Source organism: Mesorhizobium sp. P160219 (assembly GCF_057786095.1).
In genome coordinates this window covers 5316365-5335137 of the sequence record NZ_JBYNWG010000001.1, presented here as the reverse complement: position 1 = coordinate 5335137, position 18773 = coordinate 5316365, and the positions used below count along the sequence as shown (strand labels likewise).

Sequence of the window (18773 nt, the reverse complement as noted above, 5' to 3'; positions counted from 1 at the left end):
GGCTTTTCAGTGGCTTGCGGCGAAAATTGACCAATTGATAAAAAAATAAAACGTGCTAGCCTTCCCCAAAACGAAAACATGGGGAACTGACGATGCCAGAAGGCCAGTTCAAGGACGGCATTGCCGGCGGCCGGCTTGCCGCCGACCAGTACGCCGAGAATTTTTCCGACCTGCATCCGCCGCTCGATCACCACGAAGCGCTGGTCGAATCCGACCGCTGCTATTTCTGCTACGATGCGCCGTGCATGAACGCGTGCCCGACCTCGATCGACATTCCGCTGTTCATCCGCCAGATATCGACCGGCAACCCGATCGGTTCGGCCAAGACGATTTTCGACCAGAACATATTGGGTGGCATGTGCGCCCGCGTCTGCCCGACCGAGACGCTTTGCGAAGAGGTCTGCGTGCGCGAGGTGGCGGAAGGCAAGCCGGTGCAGATCGGCCGCCTGCAGCGCTACGCCACCGACGTCGCAATGGCCGAGCACAAGCAGTTTTATCCGCGCGCTGAATCGACCGGCAAGTCGGTCGCCGTCGTGGGTGCCGGACCGGCCGGTCTTGCCGCCGCCCACCGGCTCGCTCGCCACGGCCATGACGTCACCATTCTGGAAGCCCGCCCGAAGGCCGGCGGCCTCAATGAATATGGCATCGCCGCCTACAAGAGCATCGACAATTTCGCCCAGGCCGAGGTCGACTATGTCACTGGGATCGGCGGCATCGATATCCATAACGGCAAGGCGCTCGGTCGCGACTACCAGCTGTCGGACCTGATCCTCAATTATGATGCCGTCTTCCTCGGCATGGGGCTTGGCGGCGTGAATGCGTTGCGCACGGATGGCGAGGAGGCCGGTGGCGTCGTCAATGCAGTCGAATTCATCGCCGAACTGCGCCAGGCCAGCGATCTCTCGAGCCTGCCAATCGGCCGGCGCGTCGTCGTCATCGGCGGCGGCATGACGGCGATCGACGCCGCCGTGCAGTCGAAGCTGCTCGGCGCCGAGGAGGTGACGATCTGCTACCGGCGCGGCCAGGAACACATGAACGCTTCCGAGTTCGAGCAGGATCTGGCAGCCGCCAACGGCGTCACCATCCGCCACTGGCTGCAGCCGAAGCGGGTCATTGTCGAAGGTGGCAAAGTGTCGGGCATCGAGCTCGAATACACAGCGATGAACGGCGACACGCTTGTCGGCACCGGCGAGCGGCTGACGCTGGCCGCCGACCAGGTGTTCAAGGCGATCGGCCAGAGCTTTGTGCCGGCGGCACTTAACGGCAGCGGTGCTGCGATCGAACTCGAAGCCGGCCGCATCAAGGTCGACGCAGAAGGGCGCACCTCGCTCGCCAATGTCTGGGCCGGCGGCGACTGCATTTTTGGCGGCGACGATTTGACGGTATCGGCCGTCGCGCAAGGCCGCGATGCGGCGGAGAGCATCAACCGGAGTCTGGCACAGGGATAGAGATCATGGCCTCAGTGGAATCAGGCATCGCGCGTCACTACGACGTCTCGGATCTGGAGCAGCACATTCTTGCCGTGGTCGCCGATACCGGCGTGGAAATTGCCCATCTACGCGCTGGCGATCTCGAAGCGGTCGACGAGTTCCACATTGGCGGTATCGCCGCCACCAGGGAACTCATCGGCCAGATGGGTTTGAAGCCGGGGGCCAGGCTGCTCGACATTGGTTCCGGCGTGGGTGGTCCAGCCCGCTTCGCCGCCAACAATGCCGGCGCCGATGTCACCGGCATTGATCTGACGCAAAGCTATGTCGACATCGCGACCAGCCTGTCGAAGCGGGTGGGAATGGCCGACAAAGTCCGGTTCGTGCAGGGCAGCGCGCTGGACATGCCGTTCAGCAACAAAAGCTTTGATACGGCCATGATCCTGCATGTCGGCATGAATCTTCCCGACAAGAAAAAGCTGATGAGCGAGGCGGCGCGTGTGCTCAAGCCGGGCGGCGTCTTTGCCGTCTACGATGTGATGCGGCTCAAGGCAGGTGCGCTGACCTATCCGCTGCCATGGGCATCCGACGAGAGCATGTCCTTCGTTGCCACGCCCGACGACTATCGTTCGGCTGCCGCCGCCGCGGGGTTCTCTGTAACCGCCGAGCGCCCTCGTGGCGCCTTCGCCATCGAATTTTTCGACACGATACGGGCGCGCATGGCTGCGGCGCAGGCGGAAGGAAAAAAGCCGCCGCCTGGCGTTAATCTTATCATGGGCGAGAACGCCGGCACCAAGATCGCCAATCTCACCCCCGCGCTTAAAGGCGGCATTCTCGCACCCGTGGAAATGCTCCTTCGTCTCGGTTGAAAGGGACCTGTCATGGCAGACATCCGCAACAATTTCGTCGGCATCAAATCGCCCAATCCGTTCTGGCTGGCTTCGGCGCCGCCGACCGACAAGGCCTACAACGTCATCCGCGCCTTCAAGGCGGGCTGGGGTGGCGTGGTCTGGAAAACGCTGGGCGAGGAAGGCCCGCCGGTGGTCAATGTCAACGGCCCGCGTTATGGCGCGATCTGGGGCGCCGACCGCCGCCTGCTCGGCCTCAACAATATCGAGCTGATCACCGACCGCGATTTGCAGGTCAATCTGCGCGAGATCAAGCAGGTCAAGAAGGACTGGCCCGACCGCGCCATCGTCGTCTCGCTGATGGTGCCATGCGTCGAGGAAAGCTGGAAGGCGATCCTGCCGGTGGTCGAGGAGACCGAAGCCGACGGCATCGAGCTCAATTTCGGCTGCCCGCACGGCATGTCGGAACGTGGCATGGGCGCGGCTGTCGGCCAGGTGCCGGAGTATATCGAAATGGTGGTGCGCTGGTGCAAAGCCAACACCCGCATGCCTGTCATCACCAAGCTGACGCCCAACATCACCGATGTGCGCAAGCCGGCGCGCGCCGCCCACGCCGGCGGCACCGACGCGGTGTCGCTGATCAACACCATCAACTCGATCACCGGCGTCGATCTCGACAGTTTCGCGCCGCAGCCGACCATCGACGGCAAGGGCTCGCATGGCGGCTATTGTGGCCCGGCGGTGAAGCCGATCGCCATGAACATGGTGGCCGAGATCGCCCGCGATCCCGAAACGCACGGCCTGCCGATCTCCGGCATTGGCGGCATCACCACCTGGCGGGATGCTGCCGAGTTCATGGCGCTCGGCGCCGGCAATGTGCAGGTGTGCACGGCGGCGATGACCTACGGCTTCAAGATCGTGCAGGAGATGATCGCCGGTCTTGAAAACTGGATGGACGAGAAGGGCCATGCCTCGCTCGACGACATCGTCGGCCGCGCCACGCCCAACGTCACCGACTGGCAGTATCTCAACCTCAATTACATCGCCAAGGCGCATATCGACCAGGACGCCTGCATCAAATGCGGCCGCTGCCACATCGCCTGCGAGGACACCTCGCACCAGGCAATCACCAACATGGTCGACGGCGTCAGGCATTTCGAGGTGATCGAGGCCGAATGCGTCGGCTGCAATCTGTGCGTCAATGTCTGCCCGGTCGAGAACTGCATCACCATGGAGCCGCTGGCCGCCGGCGTGATGGACCAGCGCACCGGCAAGCCGGTGTCGCCGGTCTATGCCAACTGGACGACGCACCCGAACAACCCGATGGCCAAGGTGGCTGCGGAGTAGGGGACGGGTCGAAGAAAAAAGCGGCGCTTTCGAGCGCCGTTTTTCATTTTCCTATTGCAGATAAATTTTATCTAGGATAAAAGATATCCATGAATAGGAGCGCAACATCGTGAAGCTGGGCGAGGGTGTAGAAGCGGCCATCCATTGCGCGGCCACACTGGCCAGCGTGGAGGGCAACAGCACGATACCGGGTGCTGCTTTGGCAGAGTCCTTCGGCCTGTCGCCGAGCTATCTGCTGAAACATCTGAACCAGCTGACGGCTGCGCGCATCCTGGAATCGGTGCCGGGACCGGCGGGCGGCTACCGGCTGGCGCGTCCGGCCGAGCGCATCACGCTGCTCGATATCGTGCTTGCGGTCGAGGGTCGCGAGCCGGCCTTCCGCTGCGGCGAGATCCGCCAGCGCGGCCCGGTCAAGATCGATGCTTCGGCCTATGTGAAGCCGTGCGGCATCAATGCCGCGATGCTGAAAGCCGAGCGTGCCTATCGCGCGGCCCTCGCGGAAACCCGGTTGTCCGACATCGTGGCTGACTACAAGGCCGAAGGCGATCCGCGATCGTTTGCCGCCAGCTGTGCCTTTGTGGCGCGCCATCAGCGGCCGCAGAAACCCGCTTCGACCAAACAGATTTAATCCCCCGCCAAACAGATGTGAAAGGAAAGACGATGAAACAGAGACTGCAATTCTTCGCCAAGGCGCCTGAGATCATGAAAGCCGTGTCGGCGCTCAACAAGGCGGTCGACGAATGCGGGCTTGAAGTGAGCCTGCTGCATTTGATCAAGCTCCGCGCCTCGCAGATCAATGGCTGCTCCTACTGCGTCGAGATGCATAGCCGCGAGGCGAGGCGCGATGGCGAAACCGAGACACGGCTCTATCTGGTTTCGGCCTGGAAGGAATCGCCGCTGTTTTCCGAGCGCGAACGCGCGGCGCTTGCCTGGACCGAGGCAACGACCCTGATCGCCAACAATGGCGTTTCGGACGAACTCTATGCCCGCACGCTAGAGCACTTCTCGGAAGAGGAACTGGTCAAGCTGTCGGTCGCGATCGGCATGATCAACACCTGGAACCGGCTCTGCATCCCGTTCCACGCCATTCACCCGATGCCGGTTGCCAAAGCAGCCTGACCGTCCGGTTAGTCATGGAGCGCCGTGGAAAGGGCGGCGCTCCACCTGTTTCATGCTTAAGTACGGGGAAGATTTCATGCCTGTCGATTTGCCTTCGACCCTGTTGTTTCTCGGCCGCCTGTTGCTTGGCGGCGCCTTCGTTGTCGCGGGACTGCGCAATGTTCAAAACGAGGCGTTCCTGACCGGGCTGATGGCCGCGCGCGGCGTGCCGCAGGCGAGATTGGCGTTGTGGGCCGGCATCGTCCTGCAGACCATTGCCGGCGCGCTGGTGATGGCCGGCCTGTGGACCGCGATCGCCAGTGCTGTGCTGGTGCTGTTTCTCATTGTCGCGACGCCGATGTTCCACAATTTCTGGGACCATCAGGGCCCGGACCGGGCCTCGCGCATCAACGGCTTCGTCGGCAACGTCGCCCTGGCCGGAGGCTTTCTCACGCTGATCGCACAGTCGCTGTAAGGTCACGCCGCGAAGCGCAAACCGCCATCGCAAGTCAGCACCTGGCCGGTCATGAAGCCGTTGGAGACGAGAAAGGCGATTGCGCCGGCGACGTCTTCGGCGCGGCCGATCCTGCCCACCGGGGTTTTGCCGGCATATTCGCTGAACACCGCCTGCCGCTGGTCTTCGGCCAGAAAATCCCACCATGGCGTGTCGATGACGCCGGGCGCCACGACGTTGACGCGCAGAGGCTTCAGTTCGACCGCCAGGATCGGCACCACCGTCAGCAGCATGCCGTTGACGGCGGCAATGCCAGCCACGCCGGGCGCCGACAATTGTGCCGACACCGCCGAGATGAAAGTGACCGATCCCGATCTGTTGAGCGTCGGTAAGGCTGCCTGCAAACAGGACAGCTGCGGCCTGACTTTCTCGTCGACGCCGCCGGCGATGTCTGAGAGGTCGAGGGTTTCGAACCGCCCAAGTCCCTTGCCGCCGCTGGCAGCCAGCACGAGGTGATCGAACGGTCCGAGTTCCCCAAAGAACTGGCGGACTTCGTCCGGCTTCGAAGCATCGAAGGCAGCTTTTTCGGCGGCGCCGCCGAGGCTCTTCCAGGCGCTGGTGAGCTTGTCCTGGTTTCGTCCGGTGATGGTCACCTTCATGCCTGGGCCCAGCAGTTTTCGCGCCGTTGCCAGGCCGATGCCGGACGAGCCGCCGACGACGACCGTGTGTTCGATCTTGCCGGTCATGAATGCTGTTCCTTCGATTGTGGGGAAGCCTGGCCGACGAAGTCGAGGCTCAGGGTTCGCAATTGCTGTCTGGCCTTGGCGTCATAGGCTTGTGCTTCGGCGCGGGATTCCTTTTGGCCGTCGAAATAGAGGCCACTGCGGCCCTCCAGGGCGGGCGATGTCGCGAGGTTGAGAATGGCGTCGGCGCCGGTCTCGACCGAGCTCCATGGCGTCACGCGGGCTTGGCGGACCATGGTGGTGTTCATGTAGCTCGCTGGATGCAGAGCGTTGACGGTGACGCCGCTGCCTTTCAACTCTCCGGCCAGGTCGATGGTGAACAGGATCTGCGCCAGCTTGCTCTGGCAATAGGCGCGCACGCCGTCATAGGAACGTGTCAGCATGACATCGCCGAAATCGATCGCCTGCTGGCCGGCCGAAGCGACGTTGATGATGCGCGCCGGCGAACTCGCCTTGAGCAGCGGCAGCAGTTCCGAGGTCAGCAGGAAACCGGCGAGATAGTTGACCGCAAAGCGCAGTTCGAAGCCGTCGGCGCTGAGCTGTCGCTTGGCGCCGGCCGTGCCGATGCCGGCATTGTTGATGAGGATGTCGAGCCGGTCGGTTTTTGCGCGTACGGCCTCGGCAAGGCGGCGGACCTCGGCTAGCGAGGCGAGGTCGGCGGCGAGGAACTCGGCTTTGCCGCCGGCGGATTCGATTTCTGCGACGGTTGCCTTGCCGCGAGCCGCGTCACGGCCATGCACCAGCACGCGCGCGCCGCCGGCGCCCAGCCTTTGCGCGACGACACGGCCGACGCCGTCGGTCGAACCGGTGATGAGGATTGTCTTGTCTTTCAGATCCATATTCAGAGCCTCCATCTCTTCTGGATGGAAGATGGGGCGCCTGACCCAGCCCAAACAGTTCAAACTTTATCCTGGTATCAATACTGCTATAATAGCTCTCATGGATGCCCCCACGCACTCCGCTGAAGACAGCCGCCGGCGCGAGCTTGGCGCCTTCCTGCGCTCGCGCCGCGAAAGATTGACGCCGTCCGCCACCGGCATCGCGACCGGCCTGCGGAGACGCACGCCAGGCTTGCGTCGCGAGGAAGTGGCGATGATCGCCGGCGTCGGCACCACCTGGTACACATGGCTAGAGCAGGGGCGCGAGGTCAGACCCTCGGTGGAGGTGCTAGCTGCGCTCAGCGAAGCGCTGCGCCTCGACGCCGTTGAAAGGCGGCATCTGTTCATCCTGGCAGGCCGCCAGCAACCGGAGAACCGCGTGGCTGCGCCGGAAAAGGTCGATGGCCCGCTAATGCATATGCTGGAGAGCCTGGTGCTGCAGCCGGCCTATGTCGTCGGGCGGCGCTGGGATGTGCTGGCCTGGAATCCGGCGGCGGTAGCGGTGTTCGGTGATTATGGCCTGCTAGAGGGCGACGCCCGCAACATCGTCCACATGGTGTTCACCAATCCGCATCACCGGCGCCTGCTGGTTGACTGGGAGCAATTGGCGCGCACCGTGCTGGCCTCGTTCCGGGCGGAAAGCGCCCGCTATGTGGGCGATGCGGATTTCGAGCGGCTGATCGTGCTTATGACGCGCTCAAGTCCGGAGTTTCGCGACTGGTGGCCGCAACGCGACGTGGCACGCCGATTGTCGGGGGTGAAACATGTCCGACATCCGAGAGCCGGCGCCATGACGTTCGAGCATATGAGCCTGTCGATCGACGACGGCTCGGACATGAAGCTGATCGTCTACACGCCGCTGGCCGAACAGAATTCGATCGAGAAGCTGCAGAATTTGCTTGAGGCGATGCCGGCGGAGCGCCGCAGCGCCTGACGCCCAAGGTCAGCCCTTCGGCTTCAGCCCATCAATGAACAACTGCTCCAGAAACCGCGCCGCATCCTCGAAGCGCCCGTCGCCGCCGCGATCGGCGCCGAGCACGGCACGGACCTGGACATCGAAATCGGCATAGTGCTGCGTCGTCGCCCAGATCGAAAAGATCAGGTGCCAGGGATCGGTGCGGGCGATTTTTCCCGCGCGCATCCAGCCCTTGATGACGTTGGCCTTCTCGTCGACCAGCGTTTTCAGCTCACCCGCCAGCAGCGGCATGATGCGCGGCGCGCCTTGCAGGATCTCGTTGGCGAACAGCCGGCTTTCCCTGGGAAAATCACGCGCCATTTCGAGCTTGCGCCGGATGTAGCTCCTGAGCTCGGTCAGGGGGTCGCCGATGTCGTCGAGTTCACGTAGCGGCGCCAGCCACGTCGCCAGCAGCCGCTCCATCAGCGTTTCGTGGATGTCTTCCTTGCGGCGGAAATAGTAGAGCAGGTTCGGCTTCGACATCCCGGCGGCCTCGGCGATCTGGTCGATGGTCGAACCGCGAAAGCCGTTGGCGGAGAAGACTTCGAGGGCTGCCTCCAGGATCAGTTCGCGCTTTTCCTGCTGGATGCGGGTGCGGCGAGGGGCTGAGCCTTCCATGGCGCCGCTCACCCCTGCAAGCCTTGGCCGCAGGGTTCATCTGGACCAATTCTCTGGACCAGTTTTTCTCTTACCCGTGGAGCGCACTTCGCAGGCCGCATTTCCGCTAGTAATCCCTTGACCGCCGACAGGGCGGTGCTAACGTTTGTCCAATCGGTCAAAAATTTGCGTAGCATGAAAACGCAGCAAAGACCAAGCTTTGGAAAGACCAAGCGTTAGCCGCACAGAAACAGGTTACAAGGGGAAGTCTTGGTCATGTCCAACCGGCTGAAAGTCACGCCGAACGATCTCAGCGCATTCTGGATGCCGTTCACCGCGAACCGGCAGTTCAAACAGGCGCCACGCATGTTCGTGTCCGCCAAGGACATGCACTACACCACCAGCGACGGCCGCAAGGTGCTCGACGGCACCGCCGGCCTGTGGTGCGTCAATGCTGGCCATTGCCGTCCCAAGATCACGGAAGCGATCCAGCATCAGGCGGCCGAACTCGACTATGCGCCGGCCTTCCAGATGGGACACCCGATCGTGTTCGAACTGGCAAACCGCCTGGTCGATCTCGCGCCCAAGGGCATGGACCATGTCTTCTTCACCAATTCCGGTTCGGAATCGGTCGAAACGGCGCTGAAGATGGCGATCGCCTATCACCGTGTGAAGGGCGAGGGCGCGCGCACCCGCCTGATCGGCCGCGAACGCGGCTATCACGGCGTCAATTTCGGCGGCATCTCGGTCGGCGGCATCGTCACCAACCGCAAGATGTTCGGCACGCTGCTCGGCGGCGTCGACCACATGCCGCACACGCATCTGCCGGAAAAGAACGCCTTCTCCAAGGGCGTGCCGGAATATGGCGCGGAACTCGCCAACGAGCTGGAGCGCATCGTTGCCCTGCATGACGCCTCGACCATCGCCGCCGTCATCGTCGAACCGGTCGCCGGCTCCACCGGCGTCATCCTGCCGCCGAAGGGCTATCTGCAGAAACTGCGCGAGATCTGCACCAAGCACGGCATTTTGCTGATCTTCGACGAGGTCATCACCGGTTTCGGCCGTCTCGGCGCGCCGTTCGCAGCGGATTATTTCGGCGTCACGCCCGACATCATGACCACCGCCAAGGGCGTCTCCAACGGCGTCATCCCGATGGGCGCGGTGTTCGTGAAGAAGGAAATCCACGACGCCTTCATGACCGGCCCCGAGCACATGATCGAGTTCTTCCACGGCTACACCTATTCGGGCAATCCGATTGCGTGCGCCGCGGCACTCGGCACGCTCGACACCTACAAGGAAGAGGGCCTGCTGACCCGCGGCGAGGAACTGGCGCCCTACTGGGAAGATGCGCTGCATTCGCTGAAGGACGAGCCGCATGTCATCGACATCAGGAATATCGGCCTGATCGGCGCGATCGAACTGGCGCCGATCGCCGGCAGCCCGACCAAGCGGGCCTTCTCGGCCTTCGTCAAGGCGTTCGAGCGCGGCGCGCTGATCCGCACCACCGGCGACATCATCGCGCTGTCGCCGCCACTGATCATCACCAAGGGCCAGATCAACGAATTGATCGACCATGTCAGAGAAGTGCTGAGGGCGATCGATTGACAAACCGGGCGCGGATAGCCCTCCCCCTCGAGGGGAGGGTGGCCGCGAAGCGGTCGGGTGGGGTCGGTGCGACCGGACGCCGACCTGCTCTTTTGTTCCGAGGCCGCTCCTGATGCCCCGTACCCGCGTGAGCTTCGAAATGCGCCAAAAGGCGCGAGCGCTTCGAATTCACGCGACCAAGGGAGAATCGCTGCTGTGGTATGAACTGGGGGACCTGAAATCAGCCGGCATCAAGTTTCGCCGTCAGTGCCCGATTGGCCCGTACATCGTGGATTTTGCCTGCTTGGCGGTGAAGCTGATCGTTGAGGTCGATGGCGACATGCACGAACACGACAGGGGTAGTCGGCACGATGCCGTTCGCGATGCTTATCTGCGATCGCTCGGATTTGAAGTCTTCCGTGTTGACGAGCCCGATGTCATAAACAGCGCTTGGCACGTCGCGCAGGTGGTCAAAGAGAAGGTCGCGCGCGTCGCGGGCGACCCCACCCGACCGCTTCGCGGCCACCCTCCCCTCGAGGGGGAGGGGGACGCCGCCGCCCCGCAACCGATGAGGTTTTAGAGCATGGCCGCCCCAGGCGAGAATCTGCGAATCAATTCAGACCGTTTGTGGGATTCCATCATGCAGATGGCGAAGATCGGCCCCGGTATTGCCGGCGGCAACAATCGCCAGACCGTGACCGACGAGGACGGCGAGGGACGGCATCTGTTCAAGCGCTGGTGCGAGGCGGCCGGGCTCGAAATGGGGCTTGACGAAATGGGCACCATGTTTGCCCGCCGGGAAGGCGCTGATCCCAGCCTGCCGCCGGTTTATGTCGGCAGCCATCTCGACACGCAGCCGACCGGCGGCAAATATGACGGCGTGCTCGGCGTGCTCGGCGGGCTGGAGATTATTCGCTCGCTTAACGATCTCGGCATCCAGACCAGGCATCCGATCGTCGTTACCAACTGGACCAATGAGGAAGGCTCGCGCTTTGCCCCGGCTATGATGGCGTCCGGCGTGTTCGCCGGTGTGCTCGATCAGGCGGACGTGTATCAGCACACTGATAAACAGGGCAGGAAATTTGGCGAGGAGCTGGAGCGCATCGGCTGGAAAGGCACCGAGAAAGTCGGTGATCGCAAGATCCACGCCTTCTTCGAACTGCATATTGAGCAGGGGCCGATCCTCGAGGACGAAGGCATCGACATTGGCGTCGTCACCCACGGCCAGGGCCTGAAATGGCTGCAGGTAACGCTGACCGGCAAGGAGGCGCATACCGGCTCGACCCCGATGCCCAAGCGCCGTAATGCCGGGCTCGGCATGGCTCGGGTCATCGAACTGGTGCACGAGATCGCCATGGACTACCAGCCCGACGCCGTCGGCGCGGTCGGCCACATGGAGGTGTTTCCGAACTCGCGCAACATCATCGCCGGGCGCACCGTCTTCACCATCGACATCCGCTCGCCCGAGAAGGAAGTGCTGGACGCGATGGATGGGCGCATACGCGAAGGCATCGACACAATCTGTGAGGCGCTCGACATCCAGTACAAGGTCGAGCAGGTCGGCGCTTTCGATCCGGTCACCTTCGATGCCGGCTGCGTCAAGGCGATCCGCGACGCCGCCGATCGGCTCGGCTATTCCCACCGCAACATCGTCTCCGGCGCCGGCCACGACGCCTGCTGGATCAACCGCGTTGCGCCGACCGCCATGGTGATGTGCCCCTGCGTTGACGGGTTGTCACACAACGAGGCTGAGGAAATCACCAAGGAATGGGCCGGCGCCGGCGCCGACGTGCTGTTCCATGCGGTGGTAGAGACAGCGGGGATCGTGGCGTGAACTAAGATCTGTATTCAAAACGACGCTCACAAGAAGCGCGAAGAGAACAAGGGAACACGACAATGACCAAAGTCATCCGAAACGGCACCATCGTCACCGCCGACCGCACCTGGAAGGCCGATGTGCTGATGCAGCACGGCAAGATCGTCGCCATCGGCTCGAACCTGCATGGCGACCATGAGTTCGACGCCAGCGGCTGTTACGTCATGCCGGGCGGCATCGATCCGCACACCCATCTCGAAATGCCGTTCATGGGCACCTATTCGGCCGACGATTTCGAGTCCGGGACGCGTGCGGCCCTTTCCGGTGGCACCACGATGGTGGTCGATTTCTGCCTGCCGGCGCCGCAGCAGTCGCTGCTGGAAGCGTTGCAGATGTGGGACAACAAGACCTCGAAGGCTGCCTGCGACTACTCCTTCCACATGGCGATCACCTGGTGGGGCAAGCAGGTGTTCGACGAGATGGCCACCGTCGTCGACAGAGGCATTACCTCGTTCAAGCATTTCATGGCCTACAAGGGCGCGCTGATGGTGGACGACGACGAGATGTACGCGTCGTTCCAGCGCTGCGCCGATCTCGGCGCGCTGCCGCTTGTTCATGCCGAGAATGGCGACGTGGTTGCGGCGCTGTCGCAAAAGCTGCTCGCCGCCGGCAATAATGGCCCCGAGGGACACGCCTATTCGCGGCCGCCGGAAGTGGAGGGCGAGGCGACCAACCGCGCCATCATGATCGCCGACATGGCCGGCGTGCCGCTCTATGTCGTGCATGTGTCCTGCGAGCAGAGCCACGAAGCCATCCGCCGCGCCCGCCAGAAGGGCATTCGGGTTTTCGGCGAGCCGCTGATCCAGCATCTGACGCTGGATGAAAGCGAGTATTTCGACAAGGATTGGGACCATGCGGCGCGCCGCGTCATGAGTCCGCCCTTCCGCAACAAGCTGCACCAGGATTCGCTGTGGGCCGGCCTGCAGGCGGGATCGCTGCAGGTGGTGGCGACCGACCACTGCGCCTTCACCACCAAGCAGAAGCGCAACGGCGTCGGCGATTTCACCAAGATCCCGAACGGCACTGGCGGGCTTGAAGACCGCTTGCCCGTGCTGTGGACGACGGGCGTCAACACCGGGCGGCTGACGATGAACGAGTTCGTCGCGGTGACTTCGACCAACATCGCCAAGATCCTCAACATGTATCCTAGGAAGGGCGCCATCGTCGAAGGCGCGGACGCCGACATCGTGGTGTGGGACCCCAGCGCCAAGAAGACCATCACCTCGAAGAAGCAGCAATCGGTGATCGACTACAACGTCTTCGAAGGTTTTGAGGTGACCGGCCTGCCGCGCTTCGTCTTTTCGCGCGGCGAATTGTCGGTCGAGGAAGCGGAGGTCAAGGCCAAGCCCGGCCATGGCGAATTCGTCGCCCGCGAGCCGAACGCGGCGGTCAACCGGGCTCTATCGACCTGGAAGGACATCACCGCGCCGCGCAAGGTCGAACGCACCGGCATTCCGGCGACAGGCGTTTGACGTTGCGGAGCCCGGGGGCGCTCATTTCACTGGTCGTGGCGATGGTGGTCGCTGGTCCGGCAACAGGGGCCGAGAGGCTGGTGGGCTTCTGGGGCAACGATGCCGGTTGTGTCTTTGCAAAGGCCGGCTTTCAGGGCCGCGACGATTATATCGTGCTGACCGCCGAGGGCATCGAGACCTATGGCAGCGGCTGCCGGTTCGCGCAGCAATTGACGTGGGCGCCGGGCACGCAATCACTTGATGCGACCTGTTCCGCCGAAGGCGAGGCGGGGACGACGGCTGAAACCGTTGTGGTCACCAACAAGGGCGAGGGTGGGTTCTTCGTGACCATTCCCGGTCTTGAAGAAATGGGGCCGTTGCAACCGTGTTCGTGACGTTGGAGCTGGGGGAATGAGCGCGCGCGGTTTGGGGCCATCTGTTGCGATGGTAGTCGTTCTGGCTGCGGGTCAGGCCCTTGCGGCAGGCATCGACCTGACGAAACCCTATGGGGACAAATATGGCTGCATCAACCGCAACGGCCAGGAAGTCGCCGCCGATCGGATGCTGCTTTTGACCGACGAGGCATTGGTCACCGCCGCCAGCGCCTGCACCTTCACGGAGAAGCAAGCGCAGGCTGATGGTTCGCTGGTGGTGACGGCGACATGCGAGGCCGAAGGTGAAGACGGACAGGAGCCGACCAAATTCACCATCAAGCGCAGCGCCAAGAACGCCAAGAAGCTGACGGTCGCCGACGAGGACGGCAATGTCATGGGCGAAGTGGCGCGGTGCAAATGACGGCAGTCCCGTCAGCGTCAGGCCACCAGCGCATCCAGCTCCGGCAACAGGACGACGCTTTCCTGTTCATTGGGATCGGTGCGGGCGATGACGGCCGAGGACGGGGCGTTGCTCATATTGGCCGGCAGATGCGGTACGCCGGCCGGGATGTAGAAGAGGTCGCCGGCCTTGACGACGATGTGGTTCTCGAGCCTGTCGCCATACCATGTGTGGACCTCGCCCGAGAGCACATAGATCGCCGTCTCATGGCTTTCATGCAGATGCGCCTTGGCGCGGGCGCCGGGCGGCAGGGTGAGCAGATGCATGCAGATGCCGGACGAGCCGACCGTCTCGGCTGCAATGCCGGCAAAATAGGTCAATCCCTGCTTGCCTTCATAAGTGCTTTCAGGACGGATAAGGTGACAAGTGGGTTTGGGCGACATCGGCAAGGCTCCGGGCGTCGAGTGGGTGGGATTGGACGAGTGGAAAGCAACATCAACGCGAATGCAACGGCATTTCATCCTGGGCGGCTGCGAGAGGCAGGCAGCAAGCGATGACGGGACAATCGCCAGCCGTCGTCTCGGCAAGCAGACTTGGCCTTACCTTTCAGACCAATGACGGTCCGGTAGAGGCGCTCTCCAATGTCGACCTGACCATCGGCAAGGGCGAGTTCGTCTCCTTCATCGGCCCATCGGGCTGCGGCAAGACCACCTTGCTGCGCGTCATCGCCGATCTGGAAAAACCGACATCGGGCATGATCTCGGTCAACGGCATGACGCCGGAACAGGCGCGCGAGAAACGCGCTTATGGCTACGTCTTCCAGGCGGCAGCCCTTTTCCCGTGGCGCACGATCGAGCGTAACGTGGCGCTGCCGCTGGAGATCATCGGCCTTTCGAGAGCGGAGCAGGCCGAGCGCATCAAGCGCACGATGGAGCTCGTCAACCTCTCCGGCTTCGAGAAGAAATACCCTTGGCAGCTTTCCGGCGGCATGCAGCAGCGCGCTTCGATCGCCCGCGCGCTCGCCTTCGACGCCGACCTGTTGCTGATGGACGAGCCCTTCGGCGCGCTGGACGAGATCGTGCGCGACCATCTCAATGAACAGCTTCTGGAATTGTGGGCGCGCACCAACAAGACGATCTGCTTCGTCACCCATTCCATCCCCGAGGCGGTGTATCTGTCGACGCGCATCGTCGTCATGTCGCCGCGCCCAGGTCGGGTTACCGACATCATCGAATCGACGCTGCCAAAAGAGCGGCCACTGGATATCCGCGAGACGCCGGAATTTTTGGCGATCGCGGCCAGGGTACGCGATGGCTTGAGGGCAGGGCACAGCTATGATGATTGAGGGGGTAGCGAATGAGTGCGGACGTCGCCGCCACGCCTTCGTCATCCTAGGGCGAAGCAAGGAGCGAAGCGACGCGGGGCAGACCCTAGGATCCATACCGTTACCTATACGGTCCGCAACGGTGCAAAACGGTGCACACGCCGCTGCGCCCGCGAAGGCGAACATTCTCAACCGCTTATACCCCTCGGCCAACGTCACGGAATGGATCCTAGGGTCTGCACGACGCTTCGTGTCGCTCCGCCCTAGGATGACGAACGCGGAGGTGGTCGGCCTCCGCTTCGCTCCGGCCACCCTCTTCCCGGCGGGGAGAGGAGAAGGGGAGCGCGCCTGATGGACACCTTCCGCGAAAAATTCATCCCCGTGACCTCCATCCTCCTGGGCGTGGTGGTGCTCTGGTATGTCTTCGCCGTCATCCTAAACGCGCCCTTCCAGCGCGACCTCGACCGGCGCGCCGGGGAAACCCACGACACCGTCGAATTCATCGGCAAGACGCTGTCGCAGCCCAAGCCGACGCTGCCGGCGCCGCATCAGGTGGCGGTGAACTTCTTCGAGAACACCTTCCTGCGGCCCATCACATCGAGCCGAAGCCTCGTCTACAATGCCTGGGTGACCCTGTCGTCGACGTTGCTCGGCTTTGCCTTCGGCACGGCGCTCGGCATCGTCATCGCGGTTGGCATCGTGCATGTGGCGACGCTCGACCGCAGCCTGATGCCGTGGATCATCGCCTCCCAGACGATTCCCATTCTGGCGGTGGCGCCGATGATCATCGTCGTGCTGGGGGCGATCGGCATCAGCGGTCTGATGCCAAAGGCGATGATCTCGACCTACCTGTCGTTCTTCCCGGTGACGGTTGGCATGGTGAAGGGCCTGCGCTCGCCCGAACTCATGCATCTCGACCTGATGCACACCTACAATGCCAGTGTCTCGCAGACCTTCTGGAAGCTGCGGGTGCCGGCCTCGGTGCCGTTCCTGTTCACCTCGATGAAGGTGGCGGTGGCGGCGAGCCTGGTCGGCGCCATTGTCGGCGAACTGCCGACCGGTGCTGTCGCCGGCATCGGCGCCAAGCTTTTGGCAGGCGCCTATTACAGCCAGTCCATCGACATCTGGTCCGCCCTTGTGGCGGGCTCGGTGGTGGCGGCCCTTCTGGTCATGGTGGTCGGCATAGCCGGGCGCCTCGTTGACCGCGCGATGGGCGGGAGGCCGGCATGAACTGGCTGAAGCCCTCCTGGCAAGCCGTGCTGGCCATTGCGCTGTGCCTCGTCGCCGTCGCGCTCGGTGCGATGTCGAAGCCGGAAGCGGCCGCCCTTGCAGACCCGACAGCAAGCTTCGACTACCCCTATTTCGGGATAAAGACCCCGATGATCGGCCTGGCCGTGCTGGCAGGGCTGATCTCGATGATCAGAATTTCGCCGCTGGCCGAGGCTGCGGTGCTGTTCATCGGCGCTCATCTCGTCGCCTGGATGCTGATCTCGGGCATTACAGGTTTCGAAGGCACGGCATTGGCGCCTTATTTCCTGCTGCTCGCCGCTGCCTGGCTGCTGGCCTGGCGCTGTGTGGCGGTGCTGTCGGGGCTTCGCCCGATGGCAAAAGGGGCGCGGATGGCGCTGCGCCTCATCATCCCGGCGATCTTCGGCGCCTGGATCCTGATCATATGGGAAGCGGTGACGCGTGGCGCCGGCATTCCCTTCATCCTTTTGCCGCCGCCGAGCGCCATCGGTGTGCGCATCGCCAGTTCCCTGCCGGTGCTCGGCGCCGATATCAGGCAGACCATCTTCAAGGCGGTGATCTTCGGTTATGTCATCGGCAGCGGCGCCGGCTTCCTGGTGGCGATTGCGGCCGACCGCGTGCCGTTCCTGCGCCGCGGTCTGCTGCCGATCGGCAATATGGTCTCGGCGCTGCCGATCATCGGTGTGGCGCCGATCATGGTGATGTGGTTCGGCTTCGACTGGCCGTCCAAGGCCGCGGTCGTCATCATCATGACCTTCTTCCCGATGCTGGTGAACACGGTTGCCGGTCTTGCCGCCTCCGGCCATATGGAGCGCGATTTGATGCGCACCTATGCGTCGGGCTACTGGCCAACACTCTTGAAGCTCCGGCTGCCGGCGGCAGCGCCCTTCATCTTCAACGCGCTGAAGATCAACTCGACGCTGGCGCTGATCGGCGCCATCGTCGCCGAGTTCTTCGGCACGCCTGTGGTCGGCATGGGCTTTCGCATCTCGACCGAGGTCGGGCGGATGAACATCGATATGGTCTGGGCCGAAATCGCAGTTGCAGCACTGGCGGGTTCGGTCTTTTATGGCGTGGTCGCTCTCGTCGAGAGAGCCGTCACGTTTTGGCATCCCTCTGTCCGTGGTGGATAGGGCGGTGGGTTCGGGTGTTAACTTCAGAGGGTAAAAACATGAAAAGACTGATCATTCCGATGCTGGCCGGCGCGATGTCGCTGGGCGCGTTCCAGGCAATGGCCGCCGACAAGGTGACCTTGCAGCTGAAATGGGTCACGCAGGCGCAGTTTGCCGGCTACTATGTCGCCAAGGCCAAGGGTTTTTATGAAGCCGAAGGCCTCGACGTCGACATCAATCCGGGCGGTCCCGATATCGCACCCGAGCAGGTGATCGCCGGCGGTGGCGCCGACGTCATCGTCGACTGGATGGGCGGGGCGCTCGCCGCGCGCGAAAAGGGCGTGCCGCTGGTCAACATCGCCCAGCCGTTCAAGAAGGCCGGCATGGAGCTGGTCTGCCCGAAGGATGGCCCGATCAAGACCGAAGCCGATTTCAAGGGTCACACGCTCGGCGTCTGGTTCTTCGGCAACGAATATCCTTTCTACGCCTGGATGAACAAGCTCGGCCTGAAGACCGAAGGCGGCCCGGATGGCGTCACGGTTTTGAAGCAGAGCTTCGACGTGCAGCCGCTGATCCAGAAGCAGGCGGATTGCATTTCGGTCATGACCTACAACGAGTACTGGCAGCTGATCGATGCCGGCTACAAGCCGGACCAGCTCACCGTGTTCAACTACTCGGCGATGGGCAACGACCTGCTTGAGGACGGGCTCTATGCCTCGGAAGACAAGCTCAAGGATCCGGCTTTCGAAGACAAGATGGTGCGTTTCGTGCGCGCCTCGATGAAGGGCTGGAAATATGCCATCGACAACAATGACGAGGCCGCGGGCATTGTCATGGACGGCGGTGGCCAGGACGAAAACCACCAGAAGCGGATGATGAGCGAAGTCGCCAAGCTGATCGACAATGCCGACGGCAAGCTCGACCCGGCGACCTACGAGCGCACCGCCAAGGCGCTGCTCGACCAGAAGATCATCACCAAGGCGCCGACCGGCGCCTACACCACGGCCATCACCGACAAGGCGATCAAATAAGCCTGGCCAGGCAATTTCGACCTCGA

The 18773-nt window shown here is 62.9% G+C and carries 21 protein-coding genes; 17 read left to right on the top strand and 4 right to left on the bottom strand.

Annotated features, from left to right (window positions below):
• The first annotated feature begins 92 nt into the window (after window positions 1-92).
• The 6 genes from AC3EMP_RS25930 (at window position 93) to AC3EMP_RS25905 (ending at window position 5195) form a co-directional block, all read left to right on the top strand.
• Window positions 93-1448, top strand: coding sequence for an NAD(P)-dependent oxidoreductase (locus AC3EMP_RS25930; RefSeq protein WP_352710944.1), 1356 nt, complete (start codon window positions 93-95; stop codon window positions 1446-1448).
• 5 nt (window positions 1449-1453) lie between these two features.
• Window positions 1454-2296 carry a class I SAM-dependent methyltransferase gene (locus AC3EMP_RS25925; RefSeq protein ID WP_023687987.1) on the top strand — a complete coding sequence of 281 codons (843 nt, stop codon included), beginning with the start codon at window positions 1454-1456 and terminating at the stop codon, window positions 2294-2296.
• A gap of 12 nt (window positions 2297-2308) precedes the next feature.
• On the top strand, window positions 2309-3622 hold the full coding sequence (gene preA, locus AC3EMP_RS25920; RefSeq protein ID WP_023712066.1) for an NAD-dependent dihydropyrimidine dehydrogenase subunit PreA: 1314 nt from the start codon (window positions 2309-2311) through the stop codon (window positions 3620-3622).
• A 109-nt stretch (window positions 3623-3731) separates the two neighbouring features.
• Window positions 3732-4250 (top strand): RrF2 family transcriptional regulator, encoded by a 519-nt coding sequence (locus AC3EMP_RS25915; RefSeq protein WP_023668205.1) that lies wholly within the window; start codon window positions 3732-3734, stop codon window positions 4248-4250.
• 32 nt (window positions 4251-4282) lie between these two features.
• Window positions 4283-4741, top strand: coding sequence for a carboxymuconolactone decarboxylase family protein (locus tag AC3EMP_RS25910; protein ID WP_023712065.1), 459 nt, complete (start codon window positions 4283-4285; stop codon window positions 4739-4741).
• Window positions 4742-4817: 76 nt separating this feature from the next.
• Window positions 4818-5195, top strand: a complete 378-nt coding sequence (locus tag AC3EMP_RS25905; RefSeq protein WP_023690828.1) for a DoxX family protein — start codon at window positions 4818-4820, stop codon at window positions 5193-5195.
• Window positions 5196-5197: 2 nt separating this feature from the next.
• On the opposite strand, the gene AC3EMP_RS25900 is transcribed toward AC3EMP_RS25905, so the two are convergent.
• Both AC3EMP_RS25900 and AC3EMP_RS25895 read right to left on the bottom strand, forming a co-directional pair.
• Window positions 5198-5920: an SDR family oxidoreductase gene (locus AC3EMP_RS25900; protein WP_023752974.1), complete on the bottom strand. Its 723-nt coding sequence runs from the start codon at window positions 5918-5920 to the stop codon at window positions 5198-5200.
• Window positions 5917-6756 (bottom strand): SDR family oxidoreductase, encoded by an 840-nt coding sequence (locus AC3EMP_RS25895; protein WP_352710946.1) that lies wholly within the window; start codon window positions 6754-6756, stop codon window positions 5917-5919. The genes AC3EMP_RS25900 and AC3EMP_RS25895 overlap by 4 nt, the downstream gene beginning before the upstream one ends.
• Window positions 6757-6856: 100 nt before the next feature.
• Here AC3EMP_RS25895 and AC3EMP_RS25890 point away from each other — a divergent pair, with 100 nt between their 5' ends.
• Window positions 6857-7729 (top strand): helix-turn-helix transcriptional regulator, encoded by an 873-nt coding sequence (locus AC3EMP_RS25890; protein WP_023729382.1) that lies wholly within the window; start codon window positions 6857-6859, stop codon window positions 7727-7729.
• Window positions 7730-7738: 9 nt separating this feature from the next.
• Here AC3EMP_RS25890 and AC3EMP_RS25885 read toward each other — a convergent pair whose 3' ends face one another.
• Entirely contained in the window at window positions 7739-8368 is a 630-nt protein-coding gene (locus AC3EMP_RS25885; RefSeq protein WP_023697053.1) for a TetR family transcriptional regulator C-terminal domain-containing protein, read from the bottom strand.
• Window positions 8369-8623: 255 nt separating this feature from the next.
• Between AC3EMP_RS25885 and aptA the strand changes: the two genes are divergently transcribed.
• The 6 genes from aptA (at window position 8624) to AC3EMP_RS25855 (ending at window position 14053) form a co-directional block, all read left to right on the top strand.
• The gene (gene aptA, locus AC3EMP_RS25880; protein ID WP_023705584.1) at window positions 8624-9952 is read left to right on the top strand and encodes an omega-aminotransferase AptA; all 1329 of its coding nucleotides are present in this window, start codon (window positions 8624-8626) and stop codon (window positions 9950-9952) included.
• Window positions 9953-10064: 112 nt separating this feature from the next.
• Entirely contained in the window at window positions 10065-10511 is a 447-nt protein-coding gene (locus tag AC3EMP_RS25875; RefSeq protein ID WP_352843124.1) for an endonuclease domain-containing protein, read from the top strand.
• Window positions 10512-10514: 3 nt separating this feature from the next.
• Window positions 10515-11765: a Zn-dependent hydrolase gene (locus AC3EMP_RS25870; RefSeq protein ID WP_023744579.1), complete on the top strand. Its 1251-nt coding sequence runs from the start codon at window positions 10515-10517 to the stop codon at window positions 11763-11765.
• A gap of 62 nt (window positions 11766-11827) precedes the next feature.
• On the top strand, window positions 11828-13279 hold the full coding sequence (gene hydA / locus AC3EMP_RS25865; RefSeq protein ID WP_023699634.1) for a dihydropyrimidinase: 1452 nt from the start codon (window positions 11828-11830) through the stop codon (window positions 13277-13279).
• 80 nt (window positions 13280-13359) lie between these two features.
• Window positions 13360-13653, top strand: coding sequence for a hypothetical protein (locus AC3EMP_RS25860; RefSeq protein ID WP_245260000.1), 294 nt, complete (start codon window positions 13360-13362; stop codon window positions 13651-13653).
• Window positions 13654-13669: 16 nt separating this feature from the next.
• Complete coding sequence (locus tag AC3EMP_RS25855) at window positions 13670-14053, top strand: hypothetical protein (RefSeq protein WP_031197044.1); 384 nt, start codon at window positions 13670-13672, stop codon at window positions 14051-14053.
• Between the two features lie 17 nt (window positions 14054-14070).
• Here AC3EMP_RS25855 and AC3EMP_RS25850 read toward each other — a convergent pair whose 3' ends face one another.
• Window positions 14071-14475, bottom strand: coding sequence for a cupin domain-containing protein (locus tag AC3EMP_RS25850; RefSeq protein ID WP_031196380.1), 405 nt, complete (start codon window positions 14473-14475; stop codon window positions 14071-14073).
• A 110-nt stretch (window positions 14476-14585) separates the two neighbouring features.
• Between AC3EMP_RS25850 and AC3EMP_RS25845 the strand changes: the two genes are divergently transcribed.
• From AC3EMP_RS25845 to AC3EMP_RS25830, 4 genes are all read left to right on the top strand, one after another.
• A complete protein-coding gene (locus AC3EMP_RS25845; protein WP_023682182.1) occupies window positions 14586-15377 on the top strand; it encodes an ABC transporter ATP-binding protein in 792 nt (263 codons plus the stop codon).
• Between the two features lie 330 nt (window positions 15378-15707).
• Window positions 15708-16586: an ABC transporter permease gene (locus AC3EMP_RS25840; RefSeq protein WP_488494693.1), complete on the top strand. Its 879-nt coding sequence runs from the start codon at window positions 15708-15710 to the stop codon at window positions 16584-16586.
• Window positions 16583-17737 carry an ABC transporter permease gene (locus AC3EMP_RS25835; RefSeq protein ID WP_023682179.1) on the top strand — a complete coding sequence of 385 codons (1155 nt, stop codon included), beginning with the start codon at window positions 16583-16585 and terminating at the stop codon, window positions 17735-17737. The genes AC3EMP_RS25840 and AC3EMP_RS25835 overlap by 4 nt, the downstream gene beginning before the upstream one ends.
• Before the next feature lie 38 nt (window positions 17738-17775).
• Complete coding sequence (locus tag AC3EMP_RS25830) at window positions 17776-18747, top strand: ABC transporter substrate-binding protein (protein WP_352597590.1); 972 nt, start codon at window positions 17776-17778, stop codon at window positions 18745-18747.
• Window positions 18748-18773 lie beyond the last annotated feature (26 nt).

What these genes read in the sequence shown, in the direction of transcription:
- AC3EMP_RS25930 (WP_352710944.1), top strand. Translation starts at nt 93, where the DNA reads ATGCCAGAAGGCCAGTTCAAGGACGGCATTGCCGGCGGCCGGCTTGCC.
- AC3EMP_RS25925 (WP_023687987.1), top strand. Translation starts at nt 1,454, where the DNA reads ATGGCCTCAGTGGAATCAGGCATCGCGCGTCACTACGACGTCTCGGAT.
- preA (WP_023712066.1), top strand. Translation starts at nt 2,309, where the DNA reads ATGGCAGACATCCGCAACAATTTCGTCGGCATCAAATCGCCCAATCCG.
- AC3EMP_RS25910 (WP_023712065.1), top strand. Translation starts at nt 4,283, where the DNA reads ATGAAACAGAGACTGCAATTCTTCGCCAAGGCGCCTGAGATCATGAAA.
- AC3EMP_RS25905 (WP_023690828.1), top strand. Translation starts at nt 4,818, where the DNA reads ATGCCTGTCGATTTGCCTTCGACCCTGTTGTTTCTCGGCCGCCTGTTG.
- AC3EMP_RS25900 (WP_023752974.1), bottom strand. Translation starts at nt 5,920, where the DNA reads ATGACCGGCAAGATCGAACACACGGTCGTCGTCGGCGGCTCGTCCGGC.
- AC3EMP_RS25895 (WP_352710946.1), bottom strand. Translation starts at nt 6,756, where the DNA reads ATGGATCTGAAAGACAAGACAATCCTCATCACCGGTTCGACCGACGGC.
- AC3EMP_RS25890 (WP_023729382.1), top strand. Translation starts at nt 6,857, where the DNA reads ATGGATGCCCCCACGCACTCCGCTGAAGACAGCCGCCGGCGCGAGCTT.
- AC3EMP_RS25885 (WP_023697053.1), bottom strand. Translation starts at nt 8,368, where the DNA reads ATGGAAGGCTCAGCCCCTCGCCGCACCCGCATCCAGCAGGAAAAGCGC.
- aptA (WP_023705584.1), top strand. Translation starts at nt 8,624, where the DNA reads ATGTCCAACCGGCTGAAAGTCACGCCGAACGATCTCAGCGCATTCTGG.
- AC3EMP_RS25875 (WP_352843124.1), top strand. Translation starts at nt 10,065, where the DNA reads ATGCCCCGTACCCGCGTGAGCTTCGAAATGCGCCAAAAGGCGCGAGCG.
- AC3EMP_RS25870 (WP_023744579.1), top strand. Translation starts at nt 10,515, where the DNA reads ATGGCCGCCCCAGGCGAGAATCTGCGAATCAATTCAGACCGTTTGTGG.
- hydA (WP_023699634.1), top strand. Translation starts at nt 11,828, where the DNA reads ATGACCAAAGTCATCCGAAACGGCACCATCGTCACCGCCGACCGCACC.
- AC3EMP_RS25855 (WP_031197044.1), top strand. Translation starts at nt 13,670, where the DNA reads ATGAGCGCGCGCGGTTTGGGGCCATCTGTTGCGATGGTAGTCGTTCTG.
- AC3EMP_RS25850 (WP_031196380.1), bottom strand. Translation starts at nt 14,475, where the DNA reads ATGTCGCCCAAACCCACTTGTCACCTTATCCGTCCTGAAAGCACTTAT.
- AC3EMP_RS25845 (WP_023682182.1), top strand. Translation starts at nt 14,586, where the DNA reads ATGACGGGACAATCGCCAGCCGTCGTCTCGGCAAGCAGACTTGGCCTT.
- AC3EMP_RS25840 (WP_488494693.1), top strand. Translation starts at nt 15,708, where the DNA reads ATGGACACCTTCCGCGAAAAATTCATCCCCGTGACCTCCATCCTCCTG.
- AC3EMP_RS25835 (WP_023682179.1), top strand. Translation starts at nt 16,583, where the DNA reads ATGAACTGGCTGAAGCCCTCCTGGCAAGCCGTGCTGGCCATTGCGCTG.
- AC3EMP_RS25830 (WP_352597590.1), top strand. Translation starts at nt 17,776, where the DNA reads ATGAAAAGACTGATCATTCCGATGCTGGCCGGCGCGATGTCGCTGGGC.